We start from the raw sequence: 19,847 nt of genomic DNA, 5'->3' as shown, positions 1-19,847 counted from the left end.
CAACCTTCATCGAACCCTTTTTCAATAAAAAAATCACCCGCTTAGAAGTCTAAAACTCTAAGTGGGTGATACGAATACAAAAATAGTATGATCCCTCAGCCACTTAGATTTCTCTATGCGGCCGTTGGTACGTTGAAATGCTCTAGCCATCATAGATACAAAAAACACTCAAGTCGTTTGTATCCATCGTGATGAATACAAACCTATCTAAAATAGCTAAAGTAATAGCGGTTATTCAGTTGTGAGTTTTTATGATTTATCATAGGAATAACCTCCAACTTGTTAAGATGTAGATTAGTATACGTTAAGAAAAATGAGATGTCAATAACAAAGAGAAGAATATTCTGAATATTCAAAAATGTAAAACGATTTGAATCAATTGATACTTGCAGAAAGTTTTAAGAAAACATTATGCAAAGTGAAGGCATTCGTTGAGGCTATTGACTTTTATGTTCGGAGCATGTATTATATTAATTTGCTAAAACTATCTGAACTGATAAAGGGCAGGAGCGAAATATTGTCCGTTCCGGCTTTTAAATAAGGAAACAAAAGTAGAAGCTCATGAATATTTTCAAGAGAACGTTCTATTTTTGGTTTTTTTTTGCCTAAAAGCCGCAAAAAATGTCGCGCGTTACAGTAATTTAATTTTTGTAATATTATTGTAATTTATCTTCGGATCGGTTTTCAAACTTTTAAGAGGGGTGAAGAACTTGGCTGGACACGTAGTAAAATACGGGAAACACCGAGAACGTAGAAGCTTCGCACGAATCAGTGAAGTGTTGGAATTACCGAATTTGATCGAAATTCAAACAGATTCTTATCAATGGTTCTTAGATGAGGGCTTGCGAGAAATGTTTGAAGACATTTTGCCAATTGAAGACTTTAATGGAAACTTGTCACTTGAATTTGTTGACTATGAATTGAAAGAACCTAAATACACGGTTGCAGAGGCTCGTTCACACGATGCAAATTATTCTGCACCATTGCATGTTGTTTTACGTTTAGTGAACCGCGAAACGGGCGAAATCAAATCTCAAGAAGTATTCTTTGGAGATTTTCCATTAATGACAGAACAAGGAACATTCATCATCAACGGAGCAGAACGGGTTATTGTATCCCAGTTGGTTCGTTCTCCTGGTGTTTATTTCCACGGTAAAGTGGATAAAAACGGGAAAGAAGGTTTCGGTTCTACGGTCATTCCTAACCGTGGCGCATGGTTAGAAATGGAAACTGACGCAAAAGATATCTCTTATGTGCGTATCGACCGTACACGTAAAATTCCTTTGACCACGTTAGTTCGTGCCTTAGGATTTGGTTCAGATGATACGATCTTTGAAATCTTTGGCGAAAGTGATTCACTTCGCAACACGATCGAGAAGGACTTGCACAAAAACCCAAGTGATTCTCGTACAGAAGAAGGGTTGAAAGATGTATACGAACGTTTACGTCCCGGCGAACCAAAAACAGCAGACAGCTCTCGAAGCTTGTTAACTGCTCGTTTCTTCGATCCAAAGCGTTACGACTTAGCAAATGTTGGTCGTTACAAAGTAAATAAAAAATTAGACCTTAAAACACGTCTTTTGAACCTCACTTTAGCTGAAACATTAGTGGATGCTGAAACAGGCGAAATCGTTGTTGAAAAGGGTACAGTTCTTACCCATCAAGTAATGGAAGAATTAGGGCCAAAACTTGAAGCTGGTTTGAACTCAGTAACCTATTATCCATCTGAAGATGCAGTTGTAACAGATCCGATGACGGTTCAAGTCATCAAAGTCTTTTCACCAAAAGATCCAGAACGTGAAGTCACTGTGATCGGAAACGCGTACCCAGATTCTTCTGTACGTACGGTTCGTCCTGCTGACATCATTGCTTCAATGAGCTACTTCTTGAACTTGATGGAAGGTATCGGCAATGTCGATGACATCGACCATTTAGGGAACCGTCGCATTCGTTCAGTGGGTGAGTTATTACAAAACCAATTCCGTATTGGATTAGCTCGTATGGAACGTGTTGTTCGCGAACGTATGTCGATCCAAGACCAAGAAACATTGACGCCGCAACAATTGATCAACATTCGTCCAGTTGTTGCCAGCATCAAAGAATTCTTTGGTTCTTCTCAGTTGTCACAGTTCATGGACCAAACCAATCCATTAGGGGAATTGACGCATAAACGTCGTCTATCTGCCTTAGGACCTGGTGGTTTGACTCGTGACCGTGCCGGATATGAAGTTCGAGACGTTCACTATTCTCACTATGGCCGTATGTGTCCGATTGAAACCCCCGAAGGTCCAAACATCGGGTTGATCAATAGCTTGGCTTCTTATGCGAAGGTCAATAAATTTGGATTCATCGAAACACCTTACCGTCGAGTGGACCGTTCAACAGGTCGAGTAACGGACACGATCGACTATTTAACAGCTGACATCGAGGACCATTACGTAGTAGCCCAAGCGAACAGTAAATTAAACGATGACGGCACGTTTGCAGAAGAAGTCGTTATGGCTCGTGCCACTTCTGAAAACTTGGAAGTAACGATCGATAAAGTCGATTACATGGATGTGTCGCCAAAACAAGTAGTCGCAGTCGCTACTGCGTGTATCCCGTTCTTGGAAAACGATGACTCTAACCGTGCCTTGATGGGTGCCAACATGCAGCGTCAAGCTGTGCCGTTGATCCAACCACGTTCTCCTTGGGTCGGTACAGGGATGGAATATAAAGCAGCGCATGACTCAGGGGCCGCTTTATTATGTAAAAATGACGGTGTCGTTGAATTTGTTGATGCGCACGAAGTTCGTGTACGTCGCGACAACGGTGCATTAGATAAATACGACATCACAAAATTCCGTCGTTCAAACTCAGGAACAAGTTATAACCAACGTCCATTAGTAGGACTAGGTGAACAAGTAGAAGTCGGCGATATTTTAGCTGACGGACCTTCTATGGAAAACGGCGAATTGGCTTTAGGTCAAAACGTGGTCGTAGCCTTCATGACTTGGGAAGGGTACAACTATGAAGATGCCATCATCATGAGCCGTCGTTTAGTGAAAGATGATGTTTATACATCAATCCATATTGAAGAATACGAATCAGAAGCCCGTGATACGAAATTAGGACCTGAAGAAATCACGCGCGAAATCCCTAACGTAGGGGAAGACGCACTGAAGAACTTAGATGAAATGGGTATTATCCGTATCGGTGCCGAAGTTCACGATGGTGACTTATTAGTTGGTAAAGTCACTCCTAAAGGGGTAACGGAATTATCAGCAGAAGAACGCTTATTGCATGCGATCTTTGGTGAAAAAGCCCGCGAAGTTCGTGATACCTCTCTACGTGTGCCTCACGGCGGCGGTGGGATCGTTCATGACGTGAAGATCTTTACCCGTGAAGCAGGCGACGAATTATCTCCAGGTGTGAATATGTTAGTGCGCGTCTACATCGTGCAAAAACGTAAAATTCACGAAGGCGATAAAATGGCCGGCCGTCACGGAAACAAAGGGGTCGTTTCTCGCATCATGCCAGAAGAAGACATGCCATATTTACCAGACGGCACACCAGTGGATGTCATGTTGAATCCATTAGGGGTACCTTCTCGTATGAATATCGGGCAAGTACTGGAATTGCACTTAGGGATGGCTGCTCGCCAACTAGGTATCCATGTAGCTACACCTGTCTTCGATGGTGCGCAAGATAGCGATGTTTGGGAAACAGTACGTGAATCTCGTATGGCGGCAGACGCTAAGACTGTCCTTTATGATGGACGTACAGGTGAACCATTCGATAACCGTATTTCTGTCGGAGTGATGTACATGATCAAATTGGCCCACATGGTCGATGATAAATTGCACGCTCGTTCAATTGGACCTTACTCTCTTGTTACACAACAACCATTGGGTGGTAAAGCGCAATTTGGTGGACAACGTTTCGGGGAAATGGAAGTTTGGGCACTGGAAGCTTACGGTGCTGCGTATACGTTACAAGAAATCTTGACTTACAAATCAGATGATGTGGTTGGTCGTGTGAAAACTTACGAAGCCATCGTCAAAGGTGAACCTATTCCAAAACCAGGCGTGCCTGAATCTTTCCGTGTATTGGTGAAAGAATTACAAGCTCTTGGTTTAGATATGCAAGTCTTAGATATTAATGACAAAGAAATCGAGTTGCGAGACATGGATGACGATGATGATGACTTGATCACAGTAGATGCCTTAACGAAGTATGCAGAACAGCAACAATCTGCAAAACAAGTGGAAGAGCAAGCTGCTGCTGAAAAAGCGGAACAAAAATCTGACTTGATCCAAGAAATCGAAACTGCCGAAGACTTATAAGCAACACACTTGTCTGAAGAGGATGTGCCAGAAGTGCTCAGCTTATTTCCAAAAAAGCTACTTCTGGAACACCGTTTATGCATATGTAAGTCAGCTAGATGTTAGCTGACTTACGATAAAATGAAATGGAGGGAAACCCTTTTGATCGATGTAAATAAATTCGAAAGTATGCAAATAGGTTTGGCTTCTCCTGAAAAAATCAGAAGCTGGTCATACGGTGAAGTAAAAAAACCGGAAACCATTAACTACCGTACACTAAAACCTGAACGCGAAGGGTTATTCGATGAAAGAATTTTTGGGCCAACCAAAGACTGGGAATGTGCCTGTGGGAAATACAAACGGATTCGTTATAAAGGAATCGTCTGCGACCGTTGTGGTGTCGAAGTTACACGTTCGAAAGTTCGTCGTGAACGTATGGGCCATATTGAATTAGCAGCGCCTGTAACACACATCTGGTATTTCAAAGGAATTCCTTCTCGGATGGGTCTTGTGTTAGACATGAGTCCACGTGCGTTAGAAGAAATCATCTACTTTGCATCTTATGTCGTGATCGATGCAGGGAATACTAGTTTAGAAAAGAAACAATTATTGACTGAACGTGAATACCGTGAAAAACGGGATCAATACGGTCAAGAATTCCATGCGGCTATGGGTGCCGAAGCCATCAAACAATTGTTAGATCAAGTCGATCTAGATGGCGAATCTGCAGAATTAAAAGAAGAGTTGAAAACCGCTCAAGGACAAAAGCGTACTCGCGCTATTCGTCGTTTAGACGTGTTAGAAGCTTTCCGTTCTTCTGGCAACCTGCCAGGCTGGATGGTTATGGATGTTATCCCTGTCATCCCGCCAGATCTACGTCCGATGGTTCAATTAGAAGGTGGTCGTTTTGCGACTTCTGACTTGAATGACCTATACCGTCGTGTCATCAACCGTAACAACCGTTTGAAACGTTTGTTAGACTTGAATGCACCAAACATCATCGTTCAAAATGAAAAACGGATGCTGCAAGAAGCCGTGGATGCATTGATCGATAATGGTCGTCGTGGTCGCCCAGTTACTGGACCAGGTAACCGTCCATTGAAATCTTTGTCTCACATGTTGAAAGGGAAACAAGGTCGTTTCCGTCAAAACTTGCTGGGTAAACGTGTTGACTACTCTGCTCGTTCCGTTATCGTTGTTGGACCGTTCTTGAAAATGTATCAATGTGGTCTGCCAAAAGAAATGGCGATCGAATTGTTCAAACCTTTCGTAATGAAAGAATTAGTCCAACGTGAAATTGCCTCAAATATCAAAAATGCGAAACGTAAAATCGAACGTCAAGAAGACGTTGTTTGGGACGTTCTAGAAGAAGTTATTAAAGAACACCCTGTTTTACTGAACCGGGCGCCTACATTGCACAGATTAGGTATCCAAGCGTTTGAACCGATCTTAGTTGAAGGTCGTGCTATTCGTCTTCACCCACTTGTGTGTGAAGCCTACAATGCCGATTTCGATGGTGACCAAATGGCTGTCCATCTACCTCTAGGTGAAGAAGCGCAAGCAGAAGCTCGTATGCTGATGTTAGCTGCAACCCACATCTTGAACCCTAAAGACGGAAAACCCGTTGTTACACCATCTCAAGATATGGTCTTAGGTAACTATTACCTAACAATGGAAGAAGAAGGCCGTGAAGGGGAAGGAATGATCTTCCGTGACATGAATGAAGCTGTTTTAGCATGGCGCAATGGCTATGTTCACTTGCATTCACGCGTGGCTGTTGACCCTAATACATTAGGCGACAAACCATTCACAGAAGAACAAAAGGAACGTATGCTGATCACTACCGTTGGGAAAATCATTTTCAACGAGATCATGCCGCAAGAGTTCCCTTACTTGAACGAACCGACTGATTTCAACTTGACACAATATACACCTGACAAATACTTTGTCGAAAAAGGTGCAGATATTCCTGCAGCGATCAAACAACAAGAAATCATCTTGCCATTCAAGAAGAAAAATCTTGGGAATATCATCGCTGAAGTCTTCAAACGTTTCAAAGTCACTGATACATCAATGATGTTGGACCGTATGAAAGACTTAGGGTATAAACATTCTACACATGCTGGTATGACTGTTGGTATCGCAGATATCATGGCGCTAGCTGAAAAACAAGAAATCATCGACAATGCCCACAAACAAGTCGGCACGATCACGAAACAATTCCGTCGTGGATTGATTACGGATGATGAACGGTATGAACGTGTTATTGCCGTTTGGAATGCAGCCAAAGATGAAATCCAACAACGACTAATGGAATCCTTAGATGCGAAGAACCCAATCTTCATGATGTCTGATTCTGGAGCCCGTGGTAACATCTCCAACTTTACTCAGCTTGCTGGTATGCGTGGATTGATGGCCGCTCCGAATGGACAAATCATGGAATTGCCGATCATCTCAAACTTCCGTGAAGGTCTATCTGTCTTGGAAATGTTTATCTCGACTCACGGGGCGCGTAAAGGGATGACCGATACTGCCTTGAAGACAGCCGATTCAGGTTACTTGACTCGTCGTTTGGTTGACGTTGCCCAAGACGTTATCGTACGTGAAGAAGATTGTGGTACTGACCGTGGTCTTGAAATCTCTGCGATTCGTGAAGGAAACGAGATCATCGAATCCTTGGAAGAACGTTTAGTTGGACGTTATACACAAAAATCTGTAAAACATCCTGAAACAGGCGAAGTTCTATTGCCTGCAGATGCATTGATCAGTGAAGCAGATGCGAGACGTCTAATTGACGCTGGCGTTGAGAAATTAACGATTCGCTCCGTCTTCACATGTAATACCAAACATGGTGTATGTAAACATTGTTACGGCCGCAACTTGGCGACTGGTGACGACGTTGAAGTTGGTGAAGCTGTTGGTACGATCGCCGCGCAATCAATCGGTGAACCAGGTACTCAGTTGACCATGCGTACATTCCATACCGGCGGGGTTGCCGGAGATGATATCACACAAGGTCTTCCTCGTGTCCAAGAAATCTTCGAAGCACGTAATCCTAAAGGTCTAGCTGTCATTACTGAAGTGACGGGTGAAGTTGTTGAGATCGCTGAAGATGCTGCGACACGTACGAAGGAAGTTACTGTCAAAGGTGAAACCGATACTCGTACCTACACGGTTCCTTATACTTCTCGTATGAAGGTCGTTGAAGGGGACATGATCCACCGTGGTGCACGATTGACAGAAGGTTCGATCGATCCGAAACACTTGCTGCAAGTCCGCGATGTGATCTCAGTTGAAACATACTTGCTTCGTGAAGTACAACGTGTTTACCGGATGCAAGGGGTAGAAATCGGCGATAAGCATATTGAAGTAATGGTTCGTCAAATGTTGCGTAAAGTCCGCGTAATGGACCCAGGTGACACAGATATCTTGCCAGGTACATTGCTGGATATTGCTGACTTTAAAGATCAAAACTACAATACCTTAGTTGCTGGCGGCACACCTGCGACATCTCGTCCAGTCTTGCTTGGTATCACGAAAGCTTCATTGGAAACAAACAGCTTCTTATCTGCTGCATCCTTCCAAGAAACAACACGTGTCTTGACGGATGCTGCGATTCGCGGTAAGAAAGATCCGTTACTTGGATTGAAGGAAAATGTTATCATCGGTAAGATCATTCCTGCTGGTACAGGTATGGCAACTTACCGTAACATGGAACCAAAAGAAGTCGTTGTAGCTAGCGAAAATGTTTACAGTATCTCTGATATTGAAGCGCAAATGGCTGCGGAAGACGCTTTGAACAATCCATTAAACTAAATCCAAAGGCTTCACGAATTCGTTTATGAAGCTAGATATAGTTAACATGTAAGACCATAAGATTCAAAAGAATCTTGTGGTCTTTTTGTTTTCGCGCTATTATAGGAAGGTATCTGGCAAAATGAGAGCGGTCACTTTAAACAGATATTAAATTTCGTTTAGAGCATCAGGCAAATGCTATTGCCGACGGTCTTTTTGTGAGAAAATGACGGAAACTCTACGGAGACGTAAAAATTTTTGAGGTGCTACATGAGCAGAACAAAGAAAATCATCTTGATTGTCATTGGAATTATCGTACTATTTGTCGGAGGCGCCACTGTCTATTTATTGAAAGTAAATAACGATGTGGATCAGGCAATCACTAAAATGACAAAAAAAATTGACTATAAAAGCAAGCGATCAGACGCAGTGGATTTAAAAAGCGGCGAGCCTTTTTCTATTCTCTTGATGGGGACGGATACGGGAGACAAGGGACGAACATACCAGGGGCGTTCGGATTCGATGATGTTGGTCACGATCAATCCGAAAGAAAAGCAGACCTTGATGACCAGTCTAGATCGAGACATTTATACGCAGATCGTTGGGTATAAAGGCGATGAGAACAATTACGTTGCCAAAGGGGATACCTATTATGATAAATTGAATGCGGCGTATTCGTTGGGCGGAACAAAAATGGCGATTGAATCTGTCCAAAAAATGATGGATGTCCCGGTGGATCATTATATTGAGATCAATATGAAGGGATTAAAAACATTAGTAGATGCCGTTGGCGGGATCGAGGTCGACAATAAAATCGACTTTACCTTAGATGGGGTGCACGTGAAAAAAGGGGAGCAGGTCTTAGATGGCCGGCACGCGTTAGAGTATGTGCGGATGCGCCACGAAGATCCAAAAGGGGATGTCGGCCGACAAGCGCGACAACGTGAGATTCTTTCAAAGCTTGTCCATAAAATCCTCTCCGTCGATTCTGTGACGAAATATAAAAAATATTTACGTGCAGTAGAAGATTACGTGCGGACAGACCTTACTTGGAACGAGATGCTGACTGTCGCAAAAGACTATACACCAGCGGCTGAGAATATCAAGCAAACACAAGTAGAGGGACAAGGCGAGATGATCAACGACATTTACTTCCAAGTCCTGGGATTGAACAATTTATTGGAAGAACAAAACGTTGTGAAGAAACAGTTGGGACTGCCAACGAAGAAAAAATTACCGAACTTAGATGAAGACGATGACAATCAATTATTCTTTGATGACAGCGAGGTAGACAAAATAAGCGCGGGAACACATTACGATTATACTGGCTACGGAAAGATCCTGTATCCAATTGATAAGGACAATTATTAGGAAAATAGCGGCTGCCAAAATTTCGGCAGCCGCTATTTTTTTTATTTTGGAAAAATCGGTTGAGCAGATTCGTTTCAATTTCTCTCAAATTGGTTATGATGAAGTCAAAAGGGGGATTCTCTCATGAAAGAAGAAAAAGCAATTTTTGCCGGCGGCTGCTTTTGGTGTATGGTGAAACCATTCGACCAAATGCCTGGCATCAAGGCCGTGGTTTCAGGATATACAGGCGGGCACGTACCGAATCCGACGTACGAAGAAGTTTGCAGCGGTACGACAGGTCACACAGAGGCAGTCGAGATCACATTTGATCCATCTGTTATTTCGTATCGGCAATTGGTAGATATTTATTGGCAGCAAACAGATCCGACAGACGCTTTTGGACAATTTGCGGATCGCGGAGATTCTTATCGTCCGGCCATTTTTTATGCATCCATGGAACAAAAAGAAGCGGCCGAAGCTTCGAAGGAACAATTACAGGCTAGCGGACGCTTCAACGAACCTATTGTGACTTCAATCGAACCGGCACAACCCTTTTATCCAGCGGAAGAGTATCACCAAGACTTTTATCAAAAAAATCCTGGGCACTACAATGCGTATAGTGAAGGGTCTGGACGCAAAGGCTTTATTCGTCAGCATTGGGAGGCTTAATGCTTTTTGATCAGCAGGAACAGCAGCCCGATAAACAAAAAGGGGAGAAAAGGAAGCTGTTTTGGCTTCTTTTTTCGAAAGGCTTCCAGAGCGAAAAAGGCCAAGCCGCTGAATGAAGCAATGAATAAGATTTGCAGCAGTTCATAGCCGGACAAAAAGAAACTCCATAAACCAATCACCCAAAGATCTCCCAGACCTAAGCTGTTTGGGAGAATTTTTTGACTAAGATAAAACAAAGCACCGACGATCAGCGGGTGAAGCCAATTCAGATGAAATAGATATGCCCCGCTGAGCAGCAGCAGACCCCCTGTACAATAAAAAATCCGCATCTCGACAATCAAATAATCCCAGTCGATCACTGCTAAAACCAAGGTGCTTAGCAACCAAAAGAGTTGCCAGAGAGCGACCCATTGAAAATTCGGCAAGAAGATCGCAAATAGAATGCCGCATCCGAGTTCTATCCCAAAGCTCCTTGCAGGAAATGGCTGATGACATTGTGTACAACGAAAGCGCAGAAAGACGGCGGAGACCAGCGGGACCAGTTCCACTGGTCTAAGTGTATGTCCACACTGTTCGCAATGTGACGGGGGGGAAAGCAGGGATTCTCCTTTTGGGATGCGGGAGCAAACGACAGCTAAAAAGGAGCCAATGATTGTACCAAAAATAAAGTGTATGATTTTTTTCACCTTCCTTCTCAAATAAAGTACGAAAAAAAATCAATTTTACAGCATTTCCTTTGTGCTTTTGCCATAATTGTATTATGCTTTTATTGGAGCAAAAATTAGGAGGTATAAAGGAATGAAATTCGAAAAAACAAAAGAAGTACTGAACCAACTAGTTGCAGACTTGAGTCAAATGTCCATGGTCATTCACCAAACACATTGGTATATGCGTGGTCCTGGTTTCTTGACATTACACCCAATGATGGATGATTTTATGGATGATGTGAATGATCAATTGGATGAAATCTCAGAACGCTTGATCACATTAGACGGCTCACCATTTTCAACATTGCGTGAAATGGCTGACCAAACAAAGATTCCTGATGAAGTAGGACGTTGGGATCGTACGATGGAAGAACGCTTGTCAACACTTGTTGAAGGCTACCGTTATTTAGCAGATCTTTACCAAAAAGGAATTGAAGTTACTGGTGAAGAAGGCGATGATCCAACACAAGATATCTTCATCGAATTCAAAACAGCGACTGAAAAACGTATTTGGATGATCCAAGCGCATTTAGGAAAAGCACCAGAAATTGATGCGTAAGTCTATTTAAAAATGGAAAGAGGCACCTATCGTGAATTCGATAGGTGCCTCTTTTTTTATGAAGAGGATGTATCTATGTTTAGTCCGATCACACCATCTACAGGAATAGACATTAAGATTCCTTGCGCCTCACTGAGCAGTCCGCACTGTTCACTGATGGCTGTCATGATCGCCAATTTCTTTTCTTGTTCGACTAAGATATACACCATTTCTTTTTCTGGCTGAACACTGATGCCCCATTTTTTTAGTGTTTCTTGAGAATCCAATCGGCGGGCATGGACAACGGTTCCGCCAGCCGCACCAGCCGCAGTGGCCGCGATCATGACCTCTTCGCTAAATCCTTGATTGATAGTGACCATCAGTAAGCAATGCTTTGCTTCATGAATCATTTTTCTTTCCTCTCCTTCATGTTCCTTCTGACTCGTTTTTGGCAGTTCAGAGGCCAAAATTTTCTTGATATATGAACTTGCTCCTGAGATAGGAAATGTGAATGCGCACCCTCGATTGGGTTTATGCAAACACAGACCTTCAGCGAGTGCGCGGAATAGCTCCGGTACTTGAAGCTTTAAAACAGGACAAAAGAGAATAACTTTTTCAGAGATTCCTAAGCCTAAAACATCCATGACTTCGCTTGTTGCTGTTCCTTCACCAATACAGAGATATTGGACGGGGGCATTGTGGGCATCAAAGATCGCATGCGCCTTTTTTGTATCCTTGTGGCCGATAATCAAGACCAGCATTCGGATCGCAGGTTTATTCTGTGTCATCCTCGGAGTCCTCCCATTCTTCAATTTCATTTAGTTCTTCTACAGATAACGCGGCATTTCCTGTCGCGCGTGCGTCCTTCCATTTATAAACGAGACCCATGATCTGCACCGCGATCAAAGGCGTCAATGCGACAAGGGCTACGACCCCAAAGGCATCCGCCATGATATTTCCGCCAAGGGATTCGCTGACCCCTATACAAAGAGGCAGGAGAAAGGTGCTGGTCATGGGGCCGCTGGCGACACCGCCAGAGTCAAAGGCGATCCCGATAAATAGTTTCGGAACGAATCTGGAGAGAAGCAAGGCGATGATGTACCCGGGAATGATGATCCAGTAAATACTGAGTCCAGTCAATGCCCGCAACATTGCCAATCCGACACTGATGGCGACACCGATCGAAAGGCTGGCATTCATAGCAGTCGCGGAAATGGCCCCGCCTGTGACATTATCGACTTGATGGTTCAAAACTTGGATCGCCGGTTCTGCTTTTACAATAAAGTAGCCGATCAACATGCCGATCGGGATCAGCAGCCATTTGAATGGGCTCGTCGCTAATTCGCTGCCTAGCAGACTGCCGACAGGTGCGAAGCCGATACTCACGCCCGTTAGAAAAAGGACCAAGCCAATATAGGTATAGATGAGTCCGACGATCATTCGCAGGTATTGTCGATGATGGTAGCGTCGGCTGATTAATTGAAAAATAAAAAATAAAAGAGCGATAGGGAGGATGGAAATGAAGACTTCTTTTGCGTAATGGGGCAGTTCCCACATAAATTCACGCATGACGTCTTGTGTTGTGGTGACGTTCAAAAATTCAATAGGCGAGTAAGAGGCATCGGTAGGTCGGAAAAAGATCCCTAGCAGCAATACTGCCAGAATAGGCCCGATACTGGAGATAGCGACGAGTCCGAAGCTGTCTTCGGAAGCATTTTTGTCACTACGAACAGAAGCCAGACCAACGCCTAATGCCAGAATGAAAGGGACAGTAATGGGACCAGTCGTTGCCCCGCCGGAATCAAAGGCTACGGGAACGAAATCATTTGGGGTTAAGAAGGAAAGCAAAATCACGACAACGTACAAAATCATTAGTATCAAGGATAAATTGATTTTAAATAAAATCCGTAGGACAGCGATCGTTAGACAAAGCCCGACCCCGATGGCGACAGTCCACACTAATAAATCGCTGGGAATGGCCGGCATTTGATCCGCCAGCACTTGCAGGTCAGGTTCGGCGATCGTAATAACTGCGCCAATAATAAATACACTCACTGCTAGGATGCCGATTTTTTTACTTTTGGATAATTGGACCCCCATTCCTTCTCCAAGGGGTGTCATGGCGATTTCAGCACCTAGCTGAAAGAATCCCATGCCGATGATCAGCATGACAGCCCCCATCAAAAACATCGCGAATGTCCCGATTTCCATAGGGACTAAAAGGACGCTTACGAATAGAACGATCACTGTGATCGGGAGGACAGAGGATAAGGATTCAGAAATATTCTCTTTTAATTTTTGATTCATTGATTCACTCCTTTGACTGAGTTCTGTACGTAGTTCAATTATCAGTGACGCGCAGCGCATAGGAATCAAGTAAAATACGTGCGATGATTTGCAGCGGCAATCTTGAACGAACTTCATAATCGGGGAAGTAGGAACCTTCGGATTTGAAGCCAACTAAAGGAATTTCACAATAGTTCATTAGACTGGACGTGTTGCTTGCCGTTAGTAAAATCGTGCCGATCTCCGCGTCATAACAATTTTTAGCTGCAATTACGAGCTCCTTCGTCTCCCCGTTCAAGGAAATGAACAGGACAATGTCTCGTTTCGTTAATTTTCGGCTGATATTTTTGATGATCTCTGGATCTGTGTGCATCTGACAATTTTTTCCGGTCAGTTGAAATTTTACCATCATTTCCTGTCCGATCATTTCTGAGAACCCTCTGGCAAAAATAATGACCCGTTCCGCAAATTTGATTTTTTGGATGGCGTCCTCAATATTTCCGATTTTCATCATGTTAATGGTACGAACCACTTCTTGTTCATTTTTGAGGATCGCTTGTCGAATACCTTTGTCTACCTTATCTAAAGAAGAAAAATTGATGTTTTTATTTTCCTGCTCCTTTAAATGATGCTTAAAGGCGGTGAATCCTTCATAGCCTTTCTTTTTCATCGTGCGAACGATCGTGGCCGTGGAAACATTGGCTTGTTCACTCAGTTTGACGATGGAATAGTTCGGGATCTCGAGAATATGACTTTCAACAAAGTCCCAAAGATAGTGTTCAGTACTGCTCAATTTAGAGTCCATGGTTTCGTTTACCCTTCTTTCACATGTAACGCTACTTAAAAAGTATCACGTTTCGTGAAAAAATGTAAAGCTTTTCATGGAAATCTCTTGATCGTGAAAACCTTTTCTGCGTCTTATCCCTCATAATAAGGTCAAGGAGGTCATCATTCATGTCTATTTATACATGCACTATGAATTTAGCGATTGATCTATTTATTGAAACAGATACTATGATTCCTTTCACCGTAAATCGAACGAAAGACGATGACATACAAGCGAATGGCAAAGGGGTGAATGTGTCCCTCATATTGAACATGTTGGGAACGCCCACTACTGCATTGGGATTTCGTGCGGGATTTACAGGGAATTATATAGAAGATTATTTACAGGAAAAAGCAATCAACACAGCGTTTATTGAGGTTCCGGGCATGACCCGCATCAATGTCTTCACGCAAGTCAATCAAACGGAGGAGGAGTATAAATTAGTCAATCAGGGGCCAGCGATCCCGCCTGAAAAAGTCCAAGAATTTTTGACTCAAATCAGAAGTCTTAAAGCAGACGATTACCTTTGCTTTTCGGGGAGTTTGCCAAAAGGCGTGGAGCCTGGGATTTTAGTGGAGATCAGTCGTATCTGCCAGGAGCGAGGCGTTCACTTAATTATTGATAGCAGTTATCACGAGATCATGGATTGTCTGCCGTACCATCCCTTTTTACTGAAGCCCAATGAGGAGGAATTGTCTGACTGGTTTGGACAAGTGATCGATACTGAAGAAGCTTATTTATTTTATGGGCAGCAATTATTGGAAGCAGGGGCACAAAATGTACTGCTGTCTCTTGGTGAAAAAGGAGCCATTTTCTTTACACAAGAAAAGATCCTTCGAGGCAATTCGCCCAAGGGAAAAGTCGTGAATACTGCTTGTGCCGGCGATACATTATTAGGAACGTTTTTGGCGGGGTATTTATCGGAGCAGCCGTTAGAAGAAACATTAAGAAAAAGTCTAGCTGCTGGAAGCTCCACAGCGTTTCGCAAGGGATTGACCGATTTTTTAGATGTGGAAGAATTAAGCAAACAAATTGAAATCAAAGAAGAGGAGTTACAAACATGGGAAATTATCAATTAATTGCAGCAACTGGTTGTCCGACAGGCATTGCTCACACCTATATGGCTCAAGAAGCTTTGGAACAAGCCGCTAAAAAGAAAGGCGTCACGATCAAGGTTGAGACACATGGACAGATTGGTGTCGAAAATGAGTTGACTCCAGAGGAAATCAAGCAGGCTGAGGCAGTCATTATCGCAGCGGATAAAGACGTGCATCCAGAAAGATTTGCGGGGAAACGAATCATTGATGTCTCTGTCAGCACGGGCATCAAAGACGCGGAACGTTTGATCGATGACGCCTTGGCTGGAAAAGGTGTTCTTTCTGCTGAGAATCAAGCTGTGGATGCATTAGAGCAGGAAACGGGAAATAAGACCAGCTTTGGGCGCAGCATATATAAGAACTTGATGAATGGGGTATCCCATATGCTGCCTTTCGTCGTTGCTGGCGGTGTGTTGATCGCGATATCTTTTGCTGTTTGGGGAATTTATTCGTTTGATCCAGACAATGCACAGTATAACGCGACGGCGGCAATGCTGAAAAGTGTCGGGGATGCGGCGATGGGAATGATGGTTCCTGTGTTGGCCGCGTATATCGCTGAAGGCATCGCTAAACGTCCAGGATTAGTGGTCGGTTTTGTCGGCGGTATCGTTGCGATGAATGGCGGGACAGGATTCTTAGGCGGGATCTTGGCTGGTTTCTTAGCAGGCTATTTCATTTTACTGCTGCAAAAAGTTTTGGATGTTCTACCGAAACAGCTAGATGGGCTGAAAGCAATCTTCCTGTATCCAGTGATTGGAGTAGCTGTCATAGGTATCGTCATGTCTTTATTGGCAGGTCCGATGAAAGCCGTGAACGAGGGAATGATGAGCTTCTTAGCTGGATTTGAACATTCGAATCCATTGGTTCTGGGAGTGATCGTCGGCTGTATGTGTGCCTTTGATATGGGCGGGCCGATCAACAAGGCAGCCTATGTTACAGGGACAGCCTTGTTGGCTCAGGGAAACACGACCTTTATGGCTGGCGTTTCTGCGGCCTGTATTGCACCGCCGCTGATCACAGGATTTGCCACGCTCTTTTTTGGCAAGTATTTTGATACGAATGATCGGAATGCGGGATTAGTCAATTTCATTCTCGGCTCCACGCATATTACGGAAGGGGCGATTCCATTTGCTGCAAAAGATCCGATTCGGGTCTTGCCAACAATGATGTTAGGGTCTTCTATTGCGGCGGTACTGACCTATATGTTTGGTGTCCAAGTACCAGCACCACACGGCGGCTTCTTAGTACTGCCAGTCGTAACGGGGAAAATCCAATGGGTCCTTTCTATTTTAATTGGTTCCATCGTCGGTGGAGTCATTCTAGGATTGATTCAAAAGAGCAGTGTCGCGGCAAAGGAAAAGAAAGCGAACGCCGAACAAGCAGATAAATCAGCGATCGCAGAATAGAGAGGAAGTCAGGATGGAAATACTTCGAGAAGAGAATGTCTTTTTAGACCAAGCGCTAGCGACACAAAAAGAAACCTTCGAGTTTTTAGCAAAACAAGCTGTTCAGTTGGGGATAGCTACTGAGGAAGAGCAAGTTTTTCAAAAACTGGTTGAACGAGAAAACGAGGGCACGACAGGAATGATGGACGGGTTTGCGATTCCCCATGCCAAAGATGCCTCCATCGTTGAACCCAGTCTCCTCATCGTTACATTGGAGCAAGGGATCGAGTGGCACAGCATGGATGGCCAATTGATAAATTTTGTCATTGCGTTGTTCATTCCAGACTCAGAAGCTGGAACGACCCACTTAAAACTATTGTCGGCGGTTGCACGGTTATTGATGCGAAAGGAAGTAACGGAGCAATTAAACGCAGCACAAACGGAAAAAGATATCGTGACATTATTAAATGAAAACATAGGAGATCGTAAATGAAGACAATGAGTACAGGAAAAAAGAAGTATTTAGACCAATTAACGAATGAAGAGGGGATCATCGGGGCGTTGGCGATCGACCAACGAGGGGCCTTGAAAAAAATGATCGGCAAGTATAAAGAAGCGACGACAGAGGATGTCATTAAATTTAAGGAACTGGTCTCTCAGCAATTAACACCCTATGCCTCCGCGATCTTATTAGACCCAGAATATGGCTTGCCCGCAGCCCAAGTGCGTGAGCAGACCTGCGGCTTGCTGCTTGCTTATGAAAAAACAGGCTATGATGCGACCACGCCAGGACGATTGCCAGATGTGCTAAATGTTTGGTCTGTCAAACGCCTGAAGGAGTCTGGTGCCGATGCGTGCAAATTCCTGCTCTATTATGATGTGGATGAACCGGAAGAAATCAATGAGCAAAAGCGTGCGTACATGGAACGGATCGGTTCAGAATGTACAGCAGAAGATCTACCGTTTTTCTTAGAGATCGTTTCCTATGACGCGACGATCACAGACACGACATCGTTGGAATATGAGAAAGTGAAGCCGCGAAAAGTCATCGAGGCGATGCGGGAATTTTCACAAGCGCGTTATCAAGTCGATGTGTTAAAAGTGGAAGTACCCGTAACGATGAACTATGTTGAGGGATACGGACAAGAGGTCTGCTACAGTCGCTCCGAAGCAGCAGACTATTTCAAAGAACAATCGGACGCGACAGAATTGCCATTCATCTTTTTAAGCGCAGGTGTGAGTGCAGAATTGTTCCAGGAAACGTTGCGCTTTGCGAAGCAGTCCGGCTCAACCTTTAACGGCGTCTTATGCGGACGGGCAACTTGGGCCAATGGTGTCGCGCCTTTTGTAGAAGAAGGGGACGAGCAAGCTATCACCTGGCTGTCTGAGCAAGGGAGAAAAAATATTGAAGAATTAAATGCGGTATTAAAAGAAACTGCGACATCTATTTATACCAATGTATAAGAAAACGACTATCCCACTCGGATAGTCGTTTCTTCTTATAGCTCTGTTTTGGCGAATGCAATTTGTTTTTTGACTTGATCAAAGCCCGTACCGCCGAAGGAATGACGACGAGTCACTGCTGTTTTGGAGGACAGCGTGTCATAGATGTCGTCTTCGATCACAGCATTGATGGCCTGATAGTCTTCCAATGGGACATCTTGTAAGTAGATGCCTTTTTGTGTACAAGCTAAGACCAGCTTTCCAACGATTTCATGGGCTTGACGGAAGGGAACACCTTTTGTTGCCAAATAGTCGGCTAATTCCGTTGCGTTGGAAAAATCTTTTTCTGTGGCATCGTGCATGGTTTGCGTGTGCACCTTCATCGTGTCGATCATACCCGCCATGATATCTAGGCTTGTTGCTACCGTGTGGACGGTATCGAACATGCCTTCCTTGTCTTCCTGCAGATCTTTGTTATACGCCAGTGGCAATCCCTTCATCACGGTTAATAAGCCGATCAAATCACCAAACACTCGTCCAGATTTTCCCCGGATCAATTCGGCCATGTCAGGATTTTTCTTTTGCGGCATGATCGAGCTGCCTGTCGAGAAGGTGTCTGTCAGTTCGACAAACTTAAATTCATGGCTGCACCAAAGAATGATCTCTTCACAAAAACGTGAAAGATGCATCATCAAGATCGAGCTGTTGCTCAAAAATTCAAGAATGAAGTCACGATCACTGACACCGTCAAGACTGTTTCGATATAGATCACTAAACCCAAGTTCATCTGCGGTCATTTGACGGTCGATCGGGAAGGTCGTTCCTGCTAAGGCCGCGCATCCTAAGGGGGAAATATCCACACGCTTCATACTTTCTTCCAGTCGTGCCTGATCACGGGTAAGCATGCCGTAATAGGCCATTAAATGATGACCGAAAGAAATCGGCTGTGCATGCTGCAAATGGGTGTAACCCGGCATGATCGTATCGACCTGTTCTTCGGCTTTATTGACTAGGATAGTTCTGAAATGATGCACTTTTTCAATGATCGCCTGTAAATGTTCCTTCAAGTATAAATGCATATCGGTGGCGACTTGATCGTTTCGACTGCGGGCAGTGTGGAGTTTGCCGGCGACAGGTCCGATCTCGTCGTGAAGCATTTTTTCCAAGTTTAAATGAATGTCTTCATTTTCAATCGTAAAATGAAGATCATCCTGTAAAGCTTTTTCTGCTAAGATGTGCAATCCAGCGGAAATTTGCTGCGCTTCTTCTTTCGTAATAATGCCTGTTTCGCCAAGCATGTTGACATGGGCTAAGCTGCCGGTGATATCTTGTGTCGCTAATTGCTGATCGAAGGGAATCGAAGCGCCAAATGCGTCGATCCATGCTTCGTTTTTTCCATCAAAGCGTCCACCCCATAATTTTGCCATTGGTTTATCCTCACTTTTAT

The 19,847-nt window shown here is 43.9% G+C and carries 14 protein-coding genes; 9 read left to right on the top strand and 5 right to left on the bottom strand.

The annotated features are described in order from the left end of the window. Nucleotides 1-710: 710 nt before the first annotated feature. The 4 genes from rpoB (at nucleotide 711) to msrA (ending at nucleotide 10,118) form a co-directional block, all read left to right on the top strand. Nucleotides 711-4,325: a DNA-directed RNA polymerase subunit beta gene (gene rpoB, locus IGI66_RS13585; RefSeq protein WP_010779376.1), complete on the top strand. Its 3,615-nt coding sequence runs from the start codon at nucleotides 711-713 to the stop codon at nucleotides 4,323-4,325. 141 nt (nucleotides 4,326-4,466) lie between these two features. Next, nucleotides 4,467-8,120 (top strand): DNA-directed RNA polymerase subunit beta', encoded by a 3,654-nt coding sequence (gene rpoC / locus IGI66_RS13580; protein WP_010779377.1) that lies wholly within the window; start codon nucleotides 4,467-4,469, stop codon nucleotides 8,118-8,120. 249 nt (nucleotides 8,121-8,369) lie between these two features. Continuing rightward, on the top strand, nucleotides 8,370-9,470 hold the full coding sequence (locus IGI66_RS13575; protein WP_114525160.1) for an LCP family glycopolymer transferase: 1,101 nt from the start codon (nucleotides 8,370-8,372) through the stop codon (nucleotides 9,468-9,470). 123 nt (nucleotides 9,471-9,593) lie between these two features. After that, nucleotides 9,594-10,118: a peptide-methionine (S)-S-oxide reductase MsrA gene (gene msrA, locus IGI66_RS13570; protein ID WP_438849257.1), complete on the top strand. Its 525-nt coding sequence runs from the start codon at nucleotides 9,594-9,596 to the stop codon at nucleotides 10,116-10,118. On the opposite strand, the gene IGI66_RS13565 is transcribed toward msrA, so the two are convergent. Next, the gene (locus IGI66_RS13565) at nucleotides 10,115-10,804 is read right to left on the bottom strand and encodes a prepilin peptidase (RefSeq protein WP_438849256.1); all 690 of its coding nucleotides are present in this window, start codon (nucleotides 10,802-10,804) and stop codon (nucleotides 10,115-10,117) included. The two genes, msrA and IGI66_RS13565, sit on opposite strands and share 4 nt — an antisense overlap. Before the next feature lie 112 nt (nucleotides 10,805-10,916). On the opposite strand from IGI66_RS13565, the gene IGI66_RS13560 reads away from it, so the two are divergent. Further along, nucleotides 10,917-11,384 carry a Dps family protein gene (locus IGI66_RS13560; RefSeq protein ID WP_010779381.1) on the top strand — a complete coding sequence of 156 codons (468 nt, stop codon included), beginning with the start codon at nucleotides 10,917-10,919 and terminating at the stop codon, nucleotides 11,382-11,384. A 56-nt stretch (nucleotides 11,385-11,440) separates the two neighbouring features. On the opposite strand, the gene IGI66_RS13555 is transcribed toward IGI66_RS13560, so the two are convergent. From IGI66_RS13555 to IGI66_RS13545, 3 genes are read right to left on the bottom strand one after another with little or no spacing between them, the layout of a single operon-like run. Then, nucleotides 11,441-12,151 (bottom strand): transposase, encoded by a 711-nt coding sequence (locus IGI66_RS13555; RefSeq protein ID WP_438849255.1) that lies wholly within the window; start codon nucleotides 12,149-12,151, stop codon nucleotides 11,441-11,443. Beyond that, the gene (locus IGI66_RS13550; protein ID WP_010779383.1) at nucleotides 12,138-13,670 is read right to left on the bottom strand and encodes a DUF1538 domain-containing protein; all 1,533 of its coding nucleotides are present in this window, start codon (nucleotides 13,668-13,670) and stop codon (nucleotides 12,138-12,140) included. Before IGI66_RS13550 ends, IGI66_RS13555 begins: the two co-directional genes overlap by 14 nt. A gap of 34 nt (nucleotides 13,671-13,704) precedes the next feature. Then, entirely contained in the window at nucleotides 13,705-14,454 is a 750-nt protein-coding gene (locus tag IGI66_RS13545; protein ID WP_010779384.1) for a MurR/RpiR family transcriptional regulator, read from the bottom strand. 149 nt (nucleotides 14,455-14,603) lie between these two features. Between IGI66_RS13545 and pfkB the strand changes: the two genes are divergently transcribed. Genes pfkB through lacD form a run of 4 tightly spaced genes read left to right on the top strand, consistent with a single transcriptional unit; the run spans nucleotide 14,604 to nucleotide 18,421 of the window. Beyond that, complete coding sequence (gene pfkB, locus IGI66_RS13540) at nucleotides 14,604-15,554, top strand: 1-phosphofructokinase (RefSeq protein WP_010779385.1); 951 nt, start codon at nucleotides 14,604-14,606, stop codon at nucleotides 15,552-15,554. Beyond that, entirely contained in the window at nucleotides 15,536-16,978 is a 1,443-nt protein-coding gene (locus IGI66_RS13535) for a PTS fructose transporter subunit IIC (RefSeq protein WP_114525155.1), read from the top strand. The genes pfkB and IGI66_RS13535 overlap by 19 nt, the downstream gene beginning before the upstream one ends. Before the next feature lie 13 nt (nucleotides 16,979-16,991). Further along, complete coding sequence (locus IGI66_RS13530) at nucleotides 16,992-17,450, top strand: fructose PTS transporter subunit IIA (protein ID WP_431380754.1); 459 nt, start codon at nucleotides 16,992-16,994, stop codon at nucleotides 17,448-17,450. Next, nucleotides 17,447-18,421 (top strand): tagatose-bisphosphate aldolase, encoded by a 975-nt coding sequence (lacD, locus tag IGI66_RS13525; protein WP_438849254.1) that lies wholly within the window; start codon nucleotides 17,447-17,449, stop codon nucleotides 18,419-18,421. Before IGI66_RS13530 ends, lacD begins: the two co-directional genes overlap by 4 nt. A gap of 35 nt (nucleotides 18,422-18,456) precedes the next feature. Here lacD and argH read toward each other — a convergent pair whose 3' ends face one another. Further along, nucleotides 18,457-19,827 carry an argininosuccinate lyase gene (gene argH, locus IGI66_RS13520; protein WP_301516835.1) on the bottom strand — a complete coding sequence of 457 codons (1,371 nt, stop codon included), beginning with the start codon at nucleotides 19,825-19,827 and terminating at the stop codon, nucleotides 18,457-18,459. Between the last annotated feature and the right edge of the window lie 20 nt (nucleotides 19,828-19,847).

It is taken from the genome of Enterococcus sp. AZ048, from assembly GCF_051715125.1.
Taxonomy (GTDB): domain Bacteria; phylum Bacillota; class Bacilli; order Lactobacillales; family Enterococcaceae; genus Enterococcus_A; species Enterococcus_A gilvus.
This window is presented reverse-complemented; position numbering and strand designations above follow the sequence as displayed.